We start from the raw sequence: 16,630 nt of genomic DNA, 5'->3' as shown, positions 1-16,630 counted from the left end.
GAGCTCGCAAGCTCGCTCACCGGAGCACTCCGCCGGCCACCAGGTCCTCCCGCAGCTGCGCGACCTGCTCCGGGGTGGCGTCGACCAGCGGCGGGCGCACCGGTCCGGCCGGCAGGCCGAGCTCCTTCAGGGCGGCCTTCGCCATGATCACGCCCTGGGTGCGGAAGATCCCGGTGTAGACGGGCAGCAGGCTCTCGTTGACCGCGCGCGCCGTCACCAGGTCACCGGACTCGACGGCGGCGATCAGCTGGGCCAGCCGAGGTCCGACCACGTGCCCGACGACGCTGACCACGCCGACGGCGCCCAGGGAGAGCAGCGGCAGGTTCAGCATGTCCTCGCCGGAGTAGTAGGCGAGGTCGGTGCGGGCCAGCGTCCAGGCGACCGCACCGAGGTCTGCCTTGGCGTCCTTCACCGCGACGATGCGGGGGTGCTCGGCCGCGCGGACCAGCGTCTCGACCTCGATCGGGATCGACGAGCGCGGCGGGATGTCGTAGAGCATCACCGGCAGGTCGGTGGCGTCCGCGACCGCGGTGAAGTGCCGCAGCAGCCCCGCCTGCGGCGGCCGGTTGTAGTACGGCGTCACGACCAGGAGGCCGTGCACGCCCAGCCGCGCCGCCGACTGGGCCTTCTCGATGGAGTGCGCGGTGTCGTTGGTGCCGACGCCGGCGACGACGGTCGCCCGGTCACCCACGGCGTCCATCACGGCCTCGAGGACCGCGTGCTGCTCGCCGTCGCTGATCGTCGGCGACTCTCCCGTCGTCCCGAAGACGACCAGCCCGTCGTGGGACTGCCGGTCGACCAGGTGCGCAGCCAGTTCCTGGGCACCCGACAGGTCGATGGAACCGTCCTCGGCCAGCGGGGTCACCATCGCCGTGAGCACACGCCCGAAGGGCCGAGCGGGGTCGCTGGTCATGAGGAGAATCTACCCAGCGGGAGCGACGGTCCCCCGCGCGTACTCCGACACGGCGTACCGCAGGCCGGACGACGAGGAGAACGACCAGCCTCCCTCGGGTGTGCGCCTGACCCGCTGCCACTGGCACCCGATCGCCGGCGCCCACGTGTCGCCCTCGACGGCCACGTCCACGTCGGTGACCACCAGCCGATCGGCGTGCGGCAGGAACGACTCGTAGACGGCCCCACCGCCGATCACCCAGAGCGGCTCGCCCGCCGCGAGCGCCTCCGCCACGGACCCCGCACGCCGCGCGCCCTCGGCCGACCACGCCCGGTCCGACGTGAGGACGACGTTGGTGCGGCCGGGCAGCGGGCGGAACCGCTCGGGCAGTGACTCCCACGTACGCCGCCCCATGACGACGGTCGAACCCGTGGTGAGGGTGCGGAAGAGCCTCAGGTCCTCGGGCAGGTGCCACGGGAGGCCGCCGCCGGCGCCGATCACCCCGTTCCGGGCCTGCGCCCAGATCATCGCGACCGGGCTCACACCGCCACGGCTGCCCGGATCGCCGGGTGGTGCCGGTAGTCGTTCACGGTGAAGTGCTCGTAGGTGTAGTCGAACAGCGACGGCGCCGGGGCGAGGTCCAGCGTCGGGAAGGGCAGCACCTCGCGGGAGAGCTGCTCGCGGACCTGGTCGGTGTGGTTGCTGTAGATGTGGCAGTCGCCCCCGACCCAGATGAAGTCTCCGGGTGTCAGGCCCACCTGGTCGGCGACCATGCGGGTCAGCAGCGCGTAGCTGGCGATGTTGAACGGGACGCCGAGGAACATGTCGGCGCTGCGCTGGTAGAGCTGGCAGGAGAGCCGGCCGTCGGCGACGTGGAACTGGAAGAACGCGTGGCAGGGCGCCAGCGCCATGTCCGGCAGGGCGGCGACGTTCCAGGCCGAGACGATCATGCGGCGCGAGTCGGGGTCGCTGCGGAGTGTCGACAGGATGTTCGAGATCTGGTCGATCTGCTCGCCGTCCGGGGCCGGCCACGACCGCCACTGCACGCCGTAGACCGGCCCGAGCTCGCCGTCGGCGGAGGCCCACTCGTCCCAGATGGTGACGCCGTTGTCGCGCAGCCAGCCGACGTTGCTGTCGCCCCGGAGGAACCACAGCAGCTCGACGGCGATCGACTTGAAGTGGACCTTCTTCGTCGTCACCAGGGGGAAGCGTTCGGACAGGTCGTACCGGAGCCGCTCCCCGAAGAGGCTCACCGTGCCGGTGCCGGTCCGGTCCTGCTTGGGCGTCCCCTGCTCGAGGATGCGCCGGAGCAGGTCTTCGTACTGGGTGTCGATGGGTGCGCCGTCCACGGCCCGAGAGTACGGGCGGCCCCTGACAGCGAGCACGCTCCGATCCCCACCTGCACCACCGGCCCACCAGCTCCCGGCAGACTCCGCGCGTGGACTGGTGGCAGGCCGTGCTTACGGTCGGGGGCGGCGTGCTGCTGCTCTGGGCGCTCCTGATCCTGCTGCTCTGGCGAGCCCGGCCCGAGGACCTCACGGTGCGCGAGGCGCTGCGGCTGCTGCCCGACCTCGTCCGCCTGGTGCGGCGCGTGGCGGTCGACCGGTCGCTCCCCCGCGGCGTGCGTGTCCGGCTCTGGCTGCTGCTCGGCTACCTGCTCTCCCCGGTGGATCTCGTGCCCGACATCGTCCCCGTCCTCGGCTACGCCGACGACGTCGTGGTGGTCGCGGTCGCTCTGCGCTGGGTGGTGCGGACGGCGGGCAGCGAGGCCCTGTTGCGCGCGTGGCCCGGTGGACCGGCCGGGCTGGCCGTCGTCCTGCGGCTGGCCGGGCGGGGGCGGTCACGCCCCGACGTCGACCCGGACCGCCGCTGAGGCGTGAGCGAGGTCGGCCGCCAGGTCACCGGCGCCCGAGACGGTGACATCGTCGAGCTCCAGCCAGTCGGCCATCAGCCGCAGCTCCTCGGCCAGCGCCCGCGCGACGATCGGCCGGTCGATGCCCTCCTCGCCGTGTACCGCCTGGACCCGCAGGACGCCGGCCTTGCGGTCGGCCTTGAGGTCCGCGCGGGCAACCAGCTGGTCGCCGAGCAGGAACGGCAGGACGTAGTAGCCGTGCACCCGCTTGGCCGCGGGCGTGTAGATCTCCAGGCGGTAGCGGAAGCCGAAGATCCGCTCGACGCGCGGCCGCTCCCAGACGAGGGAGTCGAACGGGCTCAGCAGCGCGCGGGCGCGGATCCAGCGCGGACGGCGCGCCTCGGGGTCGAGCCAGGCCGGTGCGCCCCAGCCGGTGACCTCGACCGGGAGCAGTTCCCCGGCGGCGGTGAGCTCGGCGATCGCCGTGCGGGCAGCCTCCGGGCGCAGCCGGAAGTAGTCGCGCAGGTCGCGTTCGGTCGCCACCCCGAGGGCCTGCGACGCGGTGCGCACCAGCTCGCGGACCGCGTCGGCGGGGTCGGGTGTGGGCGCCTGCAGCACGGCGGCCGGCAGCACCCGCTCGGTGAGGTCGTAGACCTTCTCGAAGCTCGTCGTCCGGTGCGTGGCGGTGACCTCCCCGGTGAAGAAGAGCCACTCCAGCGCCACCTTGCCGGCGTGCCAGTCCCACATCTCCCCGGACCGTTCACGCTTGCCCTCGAGCAGGCCACCGGCCTTGAGCGGCCCCTCCGTGCGGACGCGTTCGCGCACCTCGGCGACGAATCCCGGCCGCTCGCGCTGGAGCCGCACCATGTTGCCCCAGGCGTGCTCCTCGGCCGCGGCCATGCGCCAGCGCAGGTGGGGCTGCAGCCGGACCGGCAGGAACGACGCCTCGTGCGCCCAGTACTCGAAGACCGCGTGGCGGCGAGCCGTCAGGTCGTCGAGGGCTGCGCGCGGATAGCTGCCCAGCCGGCTGAACGCCGGCAGGTAGTGGGAGCGGGAGAGGACGTTCACCGAGTCGATCTGCACGACGGCCAGCCGGTCGACGAGCCGGCGCAACTGGCGGATCCCGACGCCGGTCGACGGGCGGGGGTCGGCGAATCCCTGGGCCGCGAGGGCGATCCGCCGGGCCAGCACGGCGGGCAGCCGTTCGATCGCGGGTGCGCTCACACCGCCGATCCTGCCGGGCGGGTACGACGTCCGCCGCGAGGGCGGGCACGCTTACGCTGCCCGGGTGAATCCTGAGGCGGGCTTTCCGCGTGTCACCGGGTCCGCGGACGTCTCCGTCCGCCCGGCCCTGCCGCAGGACGCCGACGAGATCGCCCGGATCCAGGTGGTCACCTGGCGGACGGCGTATCGCCGGGCCCTACCTGAGGACGTGCTCGACCACTGGGACGCCGAAGCGGCGACCGCGAGCTGGGCGTCGGCCATCACCTCTCCTCCCACCCCGGGACACGGCGTCCTCGTCGCGCTGGAACGGAACACCGTCGTGGGCTTCGCCGCCTTCGGGCCGGCCGAGCTGACTCCCGGTGAAGCGCCCGATCCGGCCGGTCCCACCGCGGAGCTGGGCACCCTGCTGGTCGAGCCCCGGTGGGGTCGACGAGGCCACGGCAGCCGCCTCCTGGCGGCGGTCAGCGACGTCGCCCGGGACGGCGGCGCCGCACGGCTCCAGGTCTGGCTGCTCGAGGACGACCGGGTGTCACAGGGGTTCTACGAGTCGGCGGGCTGGGGACCGGACGGCTGGGCCAGGACGCTGGACACGGGTGGGAGCCCGCTGCGGGAGATCCGCTGGCACGCCCTGCTCGCCGACGAGGAGGCACGACCGTGAGCTTCGAGGGCTTCCCCGACGAGGGGCTGGTGTTCTACGAGGGTCTGGAGGCCGACAACTCCAAGACCTACTGGACCCGCAACAAGAGCGCCTACGACACGCACGTCCGCGCTCCGCTCCAAGCGCTCCTGGACGAGATCGCGCCGGAGTTCGGCACGCCGAAGGTCTTCCGCCCCTACCGCGACGTCCGCTTCAGCCACGACAAGACCCCCTACAAGACGCATCAGGGGGCGGTCGTGCACCCCGACGGCGGTGGCACCGGCTCCTGGTACGTGCAGATCTCGGCCGAGGGCCTCATGGTGTCCGGCGGCTCCTGGCGGTGGGAGTCGGATCAGGTCGCGCGGTACCGCCGGGCGGTCGCCGACGGCGTTCAGGGTCCACGGCTCGAGGAGGAGGTCGCGCGCCTGGTGGCGGGCGGCTGGAGCATCGAGGGTGAGCGGCTCGTCCGTGTCCCGGCGGGGCATGCCGCCGACGCTCCTCGCCTGGAACTGCTCAAGCACAAGTCGCTGCACGGAACTCGGCGCTGGGAGCCGGTGGACTGGCTGCACGACCGTCGGGCCCTGGACCGGGTGCGTGACTCCTGGCGGGAACTGCGGCCGCTGAACGCGTGGCTCTCCGACAACGTCGGTGCCACCGCGAAAGAAGCAGTCGCCCGTCCCGCCGGCGGAACGGGCGGTCAACCTGCCCCCGGATGCGACGGGGCACTTCCCGCGTCGAGATGATCCCGACCGCGGGCGCCCGCGCACGCCACGGCTCTCGCGGCACGGCCGGGCGGGCCTTCGGTGCGACAGGACCCGGGGCCGCCCCGGTTGCGGCGGGATGGGGGGCATGCCGAAGGGGCCCCAGCACGGATGCTGGGGCCCCTTCGGGAATGGTTGTCCGGCGGCGTCCTACTCTCCCACCCCGTCTCCAGGGCAGTACCATCGGCGCTGAGAGGCTTAGCTTCCGGGTTCGGAATGTTGCCGGGCGTTTCCCTCTCGCCATGGCCGCCGTAACTCTGTGAACATGTACGAACCGTCTGGTTCGTGCGTTCAGAACCGCACAGTGGACGCGAAGCATTCTTCGAATAGTTGACTCTGACCAGGGTTCTGCACCCACCGCCGGTGGGTGTGTGTGGTCAAGCCCTCGGCCTGTTAGTACCGGTCAGCTGCACACCTCGCGGTGCTTCCACTTCCGGCCTATCAACCCGCTGGTCTGGGCGGGGGCCTTACCCGGTTGACCCGGTGAGAGACCTCATCTTGAAGCGAGCTTCCCGCTTAGATGCTTTCAGCGGTTATCCCTGCCGAACGTAGCCAACCAGCAGTGCACCTGGCGGTACAACTGGCACACCAGAGGTTCGTCCGTCCCGGTCCTCTCGTACTAGGGACAGCTCTTCTCAAGTCTCTTACGCGCACGGCGGATAGGGACCGAACTGTCTCACGACGTTCTAAACCCAGCTCGCGTACCGCTTTAATGGGCGAACAGCCCAACCCTTGGGACCTACTCCAGCCCCAGGATGCGACGAGCCGACATCGAGGTGCCAAACCATCCCGTCGATATGGACTCTTGGGGAAGATCAGCCTGTTATCCCCGGGGTACCTTTTATCCGTTGAGCGACACCGCTTCCACATGCCGGTGCCGGGTCACTAGTCCCAGCTTTCGCTCCTGCTCGACCCGTCGGTCTCACAGTCAAGCTCCCTTGTGCACTTGCACTCGACACCTGATTGCCAACCAGGCTGAGGGAACCTTTGGGCGCCTCCGTTACATTTTGGGAGGCAACCGCCCCAGTTAAACTACCCACCTGACACTGTCCCTGATCCGGATCACGGACCGAGGTTAGACATCCAATTCGACCAGAGTGGTATTTCAACGGCGACTCCACGAACACTGGCGTGCCCGCTTCACAGTCTCCCACCTATCCTACACAAGCCGAACCGAACACCAATATCAAGCTATAGTAAAGGTCCCGGGGTCTTTCCGTCCTGCCGCGCGTAACGAGCATCTTTACTCGTAGTGCAATTTCGCCGAGCCTGTGGTTGAGACAGCTGAGAAGTCGTTACGCCATTCGTGCAGGTCGGAACTTACCCGACAAGGAATTTCGCTACCTTAGGATGGTTATAGTTACCACCGCCGTTTACTGGCGCTTGAGTTCTGAGCTTCGCGCCCGAAGGCACTAACCCGTCCCCTTAACGTTCCAGCACCGGGCAGGCGTCAGTCCGTATACATCGTCTTACGACTTCGCACGGACCTGTGTTTTTAGTAAACAGTCGCTTCTCACTGGTCTCTGCGGCCCCCCACCGCTGCCCCGCGCAAGGCGGTTCACAGTTTGGGGCCCCCCTTCTCCCGAAGTTACGGGGGCATTTTGCCGAGTTCCTTAACCACAGTTCGCTCGATCGCCTCGGTATTCTCTACCTGACCACCTGAGTTGGTTTGGGGTACGGGCCGCTCGGAACTCGCTAGAGGCTTTTCTCGGCAGCATAGGACCATCCAATTCGCCTCATTCGGCTATGCGTCAGGCCTCACCCTGTGTGCGACGCGGATTTACCTACGTCGCGGGCCACACCCTTGCCCCGGTACTACCACTCACCGGTAGGACTACCTTCCTGCGTCACCCCATCGCTTGCCTACTACCAGTCCGGGTCCCGCGCTAGTCCCCGCCACCGATCCTCGAAAGAACCAGTCACGGGTGTTCGGGCGGTTAGCATCGCTGGGTTCAGCATGGGCGTTCCTTCGCGGGTACGGGAATATCAACCCGTTGTCCATCGACTACGCCTGTCGGCCTCGCCTTAGGTCCCGACTCACCCTGGGCGGATTAGCCTGGCCCAGGAACCCTTGGTCTTCCGGCGGGGGAGGTTCTCACTCCCCTCTCGCTACTCATGCCTGCATTCTCACTCGCGTGGCGTCCACGGCTGGATCACTCCGCCGCTTCGACCGCCACACGACGCTCCCCTACCCATCCACACACCTGGCCGGCTCCTGAAAGGGAACCGACGGGCTGCCATCCGAGGACGGCGCGTGAATGCCACGGCTTCGGCGGTGTGCTTGAGCCCCGCTACATTGTCGGCGCGGAATCACTTGACCAGTGAGCTATTACGCACTCTTTCAAGGGTGGCTGCTTCTAAGCCAACCTCCTGGTTGTCTCTGCGACTCCACATCCTTTTCCACTTAGCACACGCTTAGGGGCCTTAGCCGATGATCTGGGCTGTTTCCCTCTCGACTACGAACCTTATCGCCCGCAGTCTCACTGCCACGCTCTCACTTACCGGCATTCGGAGTTTGGTTGACGTCAGTAACCTTGTGGGGCCCCTCAGCCATCCAGTGCTCTACCTCCGGCAAGAAACACGTGACGCTGCACCTAAATGCATTTCGGGGAGAACCAGCTATCACCGAGTTTGATTGGCCTTTCACCCCTACCCACAGCTCATCCCCCAGGTTTTCAACCCTGGTGGGTTCGGTCCTCCACGCGGTCTTACCCGCGCTTCAACCTGGCCATGGGTAGATCACTCGGCTTCGGGTCTAGGGCACGCGACTGACTCGCCCTGTTCGGACTCGCTTTCGCTACGGCTACCCCACACGGGTTAACCTCGCCACGTACCACTAACTCGCAGGCTCATTCTTCAAAAGGCACGCAATCACCCCGCACCCGAAGGTGCTAAGGCTCTCACGGCTTGTAGGCACACGGTTTCAGGTACTATTTCACTCCCCTCCCGGGGTACTTTTCACCTTTCCCTCACGGTACTTGTCCGCTATCGGTCACCAGGGAGTATTCAGGCTTAGCGGGTGGTCCCGCCAGATTCACACCGAATTTCACGGGCTCGGTGCTACTTGGGAAACACGTCCGGGAGACAACGCGTTTTCGTGTACGGGGCTCTCACCCTCTACGGCGACCCCTTCCAGAGGCCTTCCACTAACGACGCTGTTTTCTTACTCCCCGTCGGATCGGCAGATCCGACTGGACGGTCCCACGACCCCGACCACACAACGCCTGCCGGCTATCACATGCAATCGGTTTAGCCTCATCCGCTTTCGCTCGCCACTACTCACGGAATCACGGTTGTTTTCTCTTCCTGTGGGTACTGAGATGTTTCACTTCCCCACGTTCCCTCCACACGCCCTATGTGTTCAAGCGCGGGTCACACCACATGACTGGTGCGGGGTTCCCCCATTCGGAAATCCTCGGATCAACGCTCGGTTGACAGCTCCCCGAGGCTTATCGCAGCCTCCTACGTCCTTCATCGGCTCCTGGTGCCAAGGCATCCACCGTGCGCCCTTAACAACTTGGCCACACAAAAATCCCACCCATCCACGCCCGGAAAGACATCGATGAGCGGGCCTACAAGAACTCTGCTAATCAGAGTCAAAAGATGCTCGCGTCCACTGTGCAGTTCTCAACGTACGACCAGACACCCCCCACATGTCCCCGCCGGACCCACCACCCCACAGGGCGACAGCGGTACGAGAAGCAGGAAGGCCCCGACACGAGATCGCAGCACCCGGTTCCCCGGATGGCCCGCTCCCTCAGGACCCAACAGCGTGCCTACGAACCGACCACCCGCACCCACCCCGTTCCCCACCCCGCGAACGGGGCCGTACTAGGAGCAGCCGCAGCTGCCGGCCGAACTGGTCAGCGTTCCACCCTCGAGCACCACCCCACACGCTCGCCGACCACTCCAGACGAGCGGCCGATCACGGTGCGGGCGCGGCTCTGCACCACACCCAGCAAGGGGTGCGGTGAAGTGCTCCTTAGAAAGGAGGTGATCCAGCCGCACCTTCCGGTACGGCTACCTTGTTACGACTTCGTCCCAATCGCCGATCCCGCCTTCGACGGCTCCCTCCACAAGGGTTGGGCCACCGGCTTCGGGCGTTACCGACTTTCGTGACGTGACGGGCGGTGTGTACAAGGCCCGGGAACGTATTCACCGCAGCGTTGCTGATCTGCGATTACTAGCGACTCCAACTTCATGGGGTCGAGTTGCAGACCCCAATCCGAACTGAGACCGGCTTTTTGGGATTCGCTCCACCTCACGGTATCGCAGCCCTTTGTACCGGCCATTGTAGCATGTTTGCAGCCCTAGACATAAGGGGCATGATGATTTGACGTCATCCCCACCTTCCTCCGAGTTGACCCCGGCAGTCTCCTATGAGTCCCCACCATCACGTGCTGGCAACATAGGACGAGGGTTGCGCTCGTTGCGGGACTTAACCCAACATCTCACGACACGAGCTGACGACAACCATGCACCACCTGTGCACGGCCCTTACGGACCCCCCATCTCTGGGAGATTTCCGTGCATGTCAAGCCTAGGTAAGGTTCTTCGCGTTGCATCGAATTAAGCAACATGCTCCGCCGCTTGTGCGGGCCCCCGTCAATTCCTTTGAGTTTTAGCCTTGCGGCCGTACTCCCCAGGCGGGGCGCTTAATGCGTTAGCTGCGGCACGGAACTCGTGGAATGAGCCCCACACCTAGCGCCCAACGTTTACGGCGTGGACTACCAGGGTATCTAATCCTGTTCGCTCCCCACGCTTTCGCTCCTCAGCGTCAGTTGTTGCCCAGAGACCCGCCTTCGCCACCGGTGTTCCTCCTGATATCTGCGCATTTCACCGCTACACCAGGAATTCCAGTCTCCCCTGCAACACTCTAGTTTGCTCGTATCGACTGCAGACCCGAGGTTGAGCCTCGGGATTTCACAGCCGACGCAACAAACCGCCTACGAGCTCTTTACGCCCAATAATTCCGGACAACGCTTGCACCCTACGTATTACCGCGGCTGCTGGCACGTAGTTGGCCGGTGCTTCTTCTGCAGGTACCGTCACTTTCGCTTCGTCCCTGCTGAAAGAGGTTTACAACCCGAAGGCCGTCATCCCCCACGCGGCGTCGCTGCGTCAGGCTTCCGCCCATTGCGCAATATTCCCCACTGCTGCCTCCCGTAGGAGTCTGGGCCGTGTCTCAGTCCCAGTGTGGCCGGTCACCCTCTCAGGCCGGCTACCCGTCGTCGCCTTGGTAGGCCACTACCCCACCAACAAGCTGATAGGCCGCGGGCCCATCCCCAGCCGATAAATCTTTCCACCACCAGACCATGCGGTCAGCAGTCATATCCGGTATTAGCCCCAATTTCTTGGAGTTATCCCAGAGCCGGGGGCAGGTTGCCCACGTGTTACTCACCCGTTCGCCGCTAGCACACCACCCCGAAAGGTGGGGCTCGCTCGACTTGCATGTGTTAAGCACGCCGCCAGCGTTCGTCCTGAGCCAGGATCAAACTCTCCGTAGATGAATTCGATACCGGCTGAGAACCGAGAGCTAGCACTCTCGATATCAATCAACCAAAGGAATCCCAAACCAGAACCCGAAGGGCCCCGGCACGGGGTATTACTTGGCACTGACTTTCGGCACGCTGTTGAGTTCTCAAAGAGCGGACGCGCAACAACTCCACCCTCACGGGCTTCATCACTGGCTGGATGTCCAACACTACGCCGGTTTCCAGCGGCCCCGCACCGGGGGGCTGGCCCGGCGGACCTTCCGGTCCGCGCGGCGCATGGAGAACAGTACACGACCTTCTGGGGCCGTGCACGGGGGGTACCGGCGGTGGCCGGGGTGCCGTCTCAGAGGCCCAGGAAGCTCTCGATGCCGACGGTGAGACCCGGGCGCCGGCCGATCTCCCGCACCGCCAGCAGGACACCGGGCATGAACGACGCCCGGTCGAAGGAGTCGTGCCGGAGGGTCAGGGTCTCCCCCGCCGCCCCCATGAGCACCTCCTGGTGTGCGACCAGCCCGGTCAGCCGGACCGCGTGCACCGGGACCCCTTCGACGTCCGCCCCGCGTGCGCCGGGGAGCGCATCGGTGGTCGCGTCCGGCGACGGCGGGAGCCCCGCGGCGCGGCGGGCCGCGGCGACCAGGCGTGCGGTCCGGACCGCCGTCCCGGAGGGGGCGTCGACCTTGTTCGGGTGGTGCAGCTCGACGACCTCGACCGAGGGGAAGAAGCGGGCGGCCTCCTGCGCGAACTTCATCAGGAGGACCGCCCCGATGCCGAAGTTCGGTGCGATGACCACACCGACCTCGGGCTTGGGCTCGAGCCACTCGGCGATCGTGGCGAGCTTGGCCTCGTCGAAGCCCGTCGTGCCGACCACGCAGTGGATGTTGTTGTCGATGCAGAACCGGATGTTGTCCATGACGACGTCGGGGCGGGTGAAGTCCACGACCACCTGCGCGCCGGCGTTCGCGATGTCGAACAGCCAGTCGCCGTCGTCGACCATGGCGACCAGCTCGAGGTCGTCGGCGGCGTTGACCGCCCTGACCACCTCCGTGCCCATGCGTCCCCGGGCGCCGAGGACCCCCACGTTGATGAGCGGCACCTCGGGGGTGGCCGTCGGCGGGTCCTGCTGATGGGTGGAGGTGCTCGTGGTCACTCCGTCAGGTTTCCCGTACGACGGCCCAGGCGCAAGCCGCCCCGTCAGGGCGGAGGCGGGGTCGGCCGTGCGAGCAGCCTCCACACCAGCAGTCCCAGGACTGTTCCGACCGCGTCGGCCAGCACGTCGGCCGGGGAGGCGCTGCGCGCCACCGGCGTGAAGCCCTGGATCAGCTCGCTGACCACGGCGTATCCGAGGAGCAGCGCCGCCAGCGTTCCGACGCCGATGCCCGCCCAGCGCCCGGTGACGGCGAGAGCGGCGAAGAGGCCGGCGTGCACCAGTTTGTCGACCCCCGGGGGCGCACTGGGCACGTCGGACGCCGGGGCGAACAGCACCGCCAGGGAGACCAGCACGACGACGGCGAAGGCCCCGCGGGAGAGGGCGCCGTGGACCTGCAGGGCGTCGCGCATTCCGACGATCAGAGACGGTCGAGGTCGGACTCGCGATAGGGCCCGACGACCGCCAGGCAGGTGTCCTGGCCGAACAGTTCGGCGGCCACGTCCCGGACCTGTGCCTCGTCGACGGCGTCGAGGCGGGCGAGCACCTCGCGCACGGGCAGGTACTCGCCGTAGGAGAGCTCGCTCTTGCCGAGCCGGCTCATCCGGGACCCGGTGTCCTCCAGCCCCAGGACGAGCCCGCCCTTGAGCTGGCCGCGGCTGCGCGCGACCTCCTCGGCGGTGATGCCGTCCGCGGCCACGCGATCCAGTTCGGCGCGGATCAGCCGCAGCACCTCGGGCACGCGCTTCTTGGCGCATCCGGCGTACACCGAGAACGAGCCGACGCCGGCGTAGTGCGACAGCGCCGATCCCACGCTGTAGACCAGCCCACGGTTCTCCCGGATCTCCTGGAAGAGGCGGGAGCTCATACCACCGCCCACCGCCGCGTCGAGCACGGCACCGGCGTACCGGCGCTCGTCGAGCCGACCCATGGCGGGCGTGCCCAGCAGCAGGTGGGTCTGCTCGGTCTTCCGCGCGATCAGGCCGGCGGAGCGGGCCGGCTTGTGCACGGCGCCCTCCCCCGTGCGCAACGGGGCCGGGCGGGTCTCGCCGCCGAGCCGGTCGGCGAAGGCGGCGGTGACGAGGTCGAGCACCTGGTGGTGGTCCACCCGGCCCGCCGCCGTGACGACGATGGAGGGCACGGCGTACCGGCCGCGGTACCAGCCGTCGACGTCGTCCCGGGTGAGCCCCTCGATCGACTCCACGCTGCCCAGGACCGACCGGCCGAGCGGGGTGTCGCCGAACATCGTCTCGGAGAAGAGGTCGTGCACCGCGTCCGACGGCTCGTCGTCGCGCATGGCGATCTCCTCGAGCACCACCGTGCGCTCGGACTCCAGGTCCTCGACTGTGTTGCGCGCCTCGGTCACCAGATCCGACAGGAGCGTCACCGCGAGCGGCAGGTCCGAGGCCAGCACGTTCGCGTAGAAGCAGGTGTGCTCCTTGGCGGTGAAGGCGTTCATCTCACCACCGACGGCGTCCATCGCCGTCGCGATCTCCAGCGCGCTGCGCGTCGTCGTCCCCTTGAACAGCAGGTGCTCGAGGAAGTGCGAGGACCCGGCCACGGCCGGGCTCTCGTCCCGGGACCCGACGCCGACCCAGATGCCGAGCGTCGCCGACAGGACGCCGGGCATCGTCTCGGTCAGGACGCGCAGGCCACCCGGCAGCTCGGTGCGCTCCACCCGGCCGCCGACCTCGTCGAGGTCGAGCAGCTCGGTCTGCCCGACGGGAGCCGGGGCGGGTGCTGCTGCACCCGCCCCGGCTCCCTGCATGTCAGACGTCGTCACTCAGCCGCGGGCGCAGGGGCCTCGGCCGGGACGTCGGCACCGCCGGTGTCGCCCTCGGCGACCGGCACGAGGCTGATCTTGCCGCGGGCGTCGATGTCGGTGATCTCCACCTGCATCTTGTCGCCGACGTTCGCGACGTCCTCGACCTTGCCGATGCGCTTGCCGCCACCCAGCTTGCTGATGTGCACCAGGCCGTCGCGGCCGGGCAGCAGGGAGACGAAGGCGCCGAACGGCGTGGTCTTGACGACCGTGCCGAGGAAGCGCTCGCCGACCTTGGGCAGCGTCGGGTTGGCGATGGCGTTGATCCGGTCCACCGCGGCCTGGGCCGAGGGGCCGTCGGACGCGCCGACGTAGATCGTGCCGTCGTCCTCGATGGTGATGTCGGCGCCGGTCTCGTCCTGGATCGCGTTGATCATCTGGCCCTTGGGGCCGATGACCGCGCCGATCTTGTCGACCGGGATGCGCACCGTGGTGACCCGCGGGGCGTAGGGGCTCATTTCGTCGGGGCCGTCGATGGCCTCGCCCATGACGTCGAGGATGTGCAGCCGGGCCGCGCGGGCCTGGGTCAGCGCACCGGCGAGGACGTCGGAGGGGATGCCGTCGAGCTTCGTGTCCAGCTGGAGGGCCGTGACGAAGTCCTTGGTGCCGGCGACCTTGAAGTCCATGTCACCGAACGCGTCCTCGGCGCCGAGGATGTCGGTCAGCGCGACGTACTCGGTCTTCCCGTCGACCTCGTCGGACACCAGGCCCATGGCGATGCCGGCGACGGGCGCCTTGAGCGGCACGCCGGCGTTGAGCAGCGCCAGCGTCGAGGCGCAGACCGAGCCCATGGACGTCGAGCCGTTGGAGCCGAGCGCCTCCGACACCTGCCGGATGGCGTAGGGGAACTCTTCGCGGTCGGGCAGGACCGGAACCAGCGCACGCTCGGCGAGCGCACCGTGGCCGATCTCGCGGCGCTTGGGCGAACCCACGCGGCCGGTCTCACCGGTCGAGTACGGCGGGAAGTTGTAGTTGTGCATGTAGCGCTTGCGGTTGACCGGCGACAGCGTGTCCAGCTGCTGCTCCATGCGGAGCATGTTCAGCGTGGTGACGCCCAGGATCTGGGTCTCGCCGCGCTCGAACAGCGCCGAGCCGTGCACCCGCGGGATGACCTCGACCTCGGCCGACAGCGGCCGGATGTCGGTGAGGCCACGGCCGTCGATGCGGACCTTGTCGCGCAGGATGCGCTGGCGGACGACCTTCTTGGTCAGCGCGCGGAAGGCGCCGGAGATCTCCTTCTCGCGGCCCTCGAACTGGCCGGCCAGGGCGGCCTTGACCTCGTCCTTGAGCGCGTCGGTGGCGTCCTCGCGCTCGTGCTTGCCGGCGATCTGCTGGGCCTGGGCCAGCTTGTCGCCGACCTGCGCCTCGACGGCGGCGTAGACGTCGTCCTGGTAGTCCAGGAAGCGGGGGAACTCGGCGACCGGCTTGGCGGCCTTCTCGGCGACGGCGGCCTGCGCCTCGCACAGCGCCTTGATGAAGGGCTTGGCGGCCTCGAGGCCCTGGGCCACGACCTCCTCGGTCGGAGCGGGGGCGCCACCGGCGACGAGCTGGATGGTCTTCTCGGTGGCCTCGGCCTCGACCATCATGATCGCGACGTCACCGTCGGGCAGCACGCGGCCGGCCACGACCATGTCGAAGACGGCGTCCTCGAGCTCGGCGTGGGTGGGGAAGCCGACCCACTGGCCGTTGATCAGCGCGACGCGGGTGCCGCCGACCGGGCCGGAGAACGGCAGGCCGGACAGCTGGGTGGACGCCGAGGCGCCGTTGATCGCGAGCACGTCGTAGAGGTGCTCGGGGTCCAGCGACATGACCGTGATGACGACCTGGACCTCGTTGCGCAGGCCCTTGGCGAAGGTCGGGCGCAGCGGGCGGTCGATCAGACGGCAGGTGAGGATCGCGTCCTCTGACGGCCGGCCCTCGCGACGGAAGAACGAGCCGGGGATGCGCCCGGCGGCGTACATCCGCTCCTCGACGTCGACGGTCAGCGGGAAGAAGTCGAACTGCTCCTTCGGCTGACGGCCGGCCGTGGTGGCCGAGAGCAGCATGGTGTCGCCCATGGTGACGACGACGGAGCCGGCGGCCTGACGGGCGAGCCGGCCGGTCTCGAAGGTGACGCTGCGGCTGCCGAAGCTGCCGTTGTCGATGACCGCGGTGGCGGTGGTGACGCCGTCCTCGGCGTCGAACTCAGCGGTGATGGTGGGTGCGGACACGTGTCCTTCTCTCTTCTTCGTCGCAGCGGCCTCGTGCCGACCTGCGACTCCTCTGACGGCCAGTCCTCTGACGGATGCCGTCCTGCGTCCGGGGCGACCGGTGCTCGATCGAAGCCCTCGGGCGGTGCCGTTCCCCGCTCGGGGGAAACCGATACGTCCCGGGAGCCACTACCGAGGACCGGCCCTACGGGGACGCGTCCGGCGGCTGGCCGGTTTCTCCGCGCACGGCGGGTGCCGCACACGGAAGGGGACCGTCCGGATTGTTCCCGGAACGGCCCCCTCGTGGTGCCTAGCGGCGCAGACCCAGCCGCCCGATGAGCGACCGGTAACGGTTGATGTCCGTCTTGGCCAGGTAGTTCAGCAGACGGCGGCGGCGACCGACCAGCAGGAGCAGCCCCCGCCGGCTGTGGTGGTCGTGCTTGTGCATCTTGAGGTGCTCGGTGAGGTCGGTGATCCGCTTGGTCAGCATCGCGACCTGCACCTCGGGCGAGCCGGTGTCGTTCTCGACCGTGGCGTACTCGGTCATGATCTGCTTCTTGAGCGCGCTGTCGAGCGCCATGGTTCGCCTCCGGGGCGGGTCACGTGTGGCCCCC

12 protein-coding genes and 3 rRNA genes are annotated in these 16,630 nt (G+C 68.0%); 3 read left to right on the top strand and 12 right to left on the bottom strand.

Going from position 1 to position 16,630, the window contains the following annotated elements; all coding sequences use genetic code 11:
• Positions 1–16: 16 nt before the first annotated feature.
• From dapA to FHU33_RS06470, 3 genes are read right to left on the bottom strand one after another with little or no spacing between them, the layout of a single operon-like run.
• The gene (dapA, locus tag FHU33_RS06480) at positions 17–913 is read right to left on the bottom strand and encodes a 4-hydroxy-tetrahydrodipicolinate synthase (RefSeq protein WP_142024599.1); all 897 of its coding nucleotides are present in this window, start codon (positions 911–913) and stop codon (positions 17–19) included.
• Between the two features lie 9 nt (positions 914–922).
• Positions 923–1,435 carry a dihydrofolate reductase gene (locus FHU33_RS06475; protein WP_246063342.1) on the bottom strand — a complete coding sequence of 171 codons (513 nt, stop codon included), beginning with the start codon at positions 1,433–1,435 and terminating at the stop codon, positions 923–925.
• Positions 1,432–2,241, bottom strand: a complete 810-nt coding sequence (locus FHU33_RS06470) for a thymidylate synthase (RefSeq protein ID WP_342778629.1) — start codon at positions 2,239–2,241, stop codon at positions 1,432–1,434. The genes FHU33_RS06475 and FHU33_RS06470 overlap by 4 nt, the downstream gene beginning before the upstream one ends.
• Before the next feature lie 89 nt (positions 2,242–2,330).
• Here FHU33_RS06470 and FHU33_RS06465 point away from each other — a divergent pair, with 89 nt between their 5' ends.
• On the top strand, positions 2,331–2,765 hold the full coding sequence (locus tag FHU33_RS06465) for a DUF1232 domain-containing protein (RefSeq protein ID WP_142024598.1): 435 nt from the start codon (positions 2,331–2,333) through the stop codon (positions 2,763–2,765).
• Here the strand turns inward: FHU33_RS06465 and FHU33_RS06460 are convergent.
• Positions 2,733–3,968, bottom strand: coding sequence for a winged helix-turn-helix domain-containing protein (locus tag FHU33_RS06460; protein WP_142024597.1), 1,236 nt, complete (start codon positions 3,966–3,968; stop codon positions 2,733–2,735). The two genes, FHU33_RS06465 and FHU33_RS06460, sit on opposite strands and share 33 nt — an antisense overlap.
• A 64-nt stretch (positions 3,969–4,032) precedes the next feature.
• Here FHU33_RS06460 and FHU33_RS06455 point away from each other — a divergent pair, with 64 nt between their 5' ends.
• Positions 4,033–4,626 (top strand): GNAT family N-acetyltransferase, encoded by a 594-nt coding sequence (locus tag FHU33_RS06455; RefSeq protein ID WP_142024596.1) that lies wholly within the window; start codon positions 4,033–4,035, stop codon positions 4,624–4,626.
• Positions 4,623–5,348, top strand: a complete 726-nt coding sequence (locus tag FHU33_RS06450; protein ID WP_142024595.1) for a DUF2461 domain-containing protein — start codon at positions 4,623–4,625, stop codon at positions 5,346–5,348. The genes FHU33_RS06455 and FHU33_RS06450 overlap by 4 nt, the downstream gene beginning before the upstream one ends.
• A gap of 155 nt (positions 5,349–5,503) precedes the next feature.
• Here FHU33_RS06450 and rrf read toward each other — a convergent pair.
• The 8 genes from rrf to rpsO all read right to left on the bottom strand — a co-directional run bounded on the left by rrf (position 5,504) and on the right by rpsO (position 16,596).
• Positions 5,504–5,620, bottom strand: a 5S ribosomal RNA gene (gene rrf / locus FHU33_RS06445).
• 119 nt (positions 5,621–5,739) lie between these two features.
• Positions 5,740–8,889 (bottom strand): 23S ribosomal RNA (locus FHU33_RS06440).
• 463 nt (positions 8,890–9,352) lie between these two features.
• Positions 9,353–10,873: ribosomal RNA gene (locus tag FHU33_RS06435) — 16S ribosomal RNA — on the bottom strand.
• The 16S, 23S and 5S rRNA genes sit together here, the layout of an rRNA operon.
• Before the next feature lie 331 nt (positions 10,874–11,204).
• The gene (gene dapB / locus FHU33_RS06430) at positions 11,205–12,008 is read right to left on the bottom strand and encodes a 4-hydroxy-tetrahydrodipicolinate reductase (protein WP_211355019.1); all 804 of its coding nucleotides are present in this window, start codon (positions 12,006–12,008) and stop codon (positions 11,205–11,207) included.
• A 44-nt stretch (positions 12,009–12,052) separates the two neighbouring features.
• Entirely contained in the window at positions 12,053–12,418 is a 366-nt protein-coding gene (locus FHU33_RS06425) for a VanZ family protein (RefSeq protein ID WP_142024594.1), read from the bottom strand.
• Positions 12,419–12,426: 8 nt separating this feature from the next.
• Entirely contained in the window at positions 12,427–13,773 is a 1,347-nt protein-coding gene (locus tag FHU33_RS06420) for a M16 family metallopeptidase (protein WP_142024593.1), read from the bottom strand.
• Positions 13,774–13,784: 11 nt separating this feature from the next.
• Entirely contained in the window at positions 13,785–16,037 is a 2,253-nt protein-coding gene (locus tag FHU33_RS06415; RefSeq protein ID WP_211355018.1) for a polyribonucleotide nucleotidyltransferase, read from the bottom strand.
• 289 nt (positions 16,038–16,326) lie between these two features.
• Positions 16,327–16,596, bottom strand: a complete 270-nt coding sequence (rpsO, locus tag FHU33_RS06410) for a 30S ribosomal protein S15 (RefSeq protein ID WP_142024592.1) — start codon at positions 16,594–16,596, stop codon at positions 16,327–16,329.
• Positions 16,597–16,630: the final 34 nt, after the last annotated feature.

It is taken from the genome of Blastococcus colisei (assembly GCF_006717095.1).
Classification (GTDB): Bacteria; Actinomycetota; Actinomycetes; order Mycobacteriales; family Geodermatophilaceae; genus Blastococcus_B; species Blastococcus_B colisei.
This window is presented reverse-complemented; position numbering and strand designations above follow the sequence as displayed.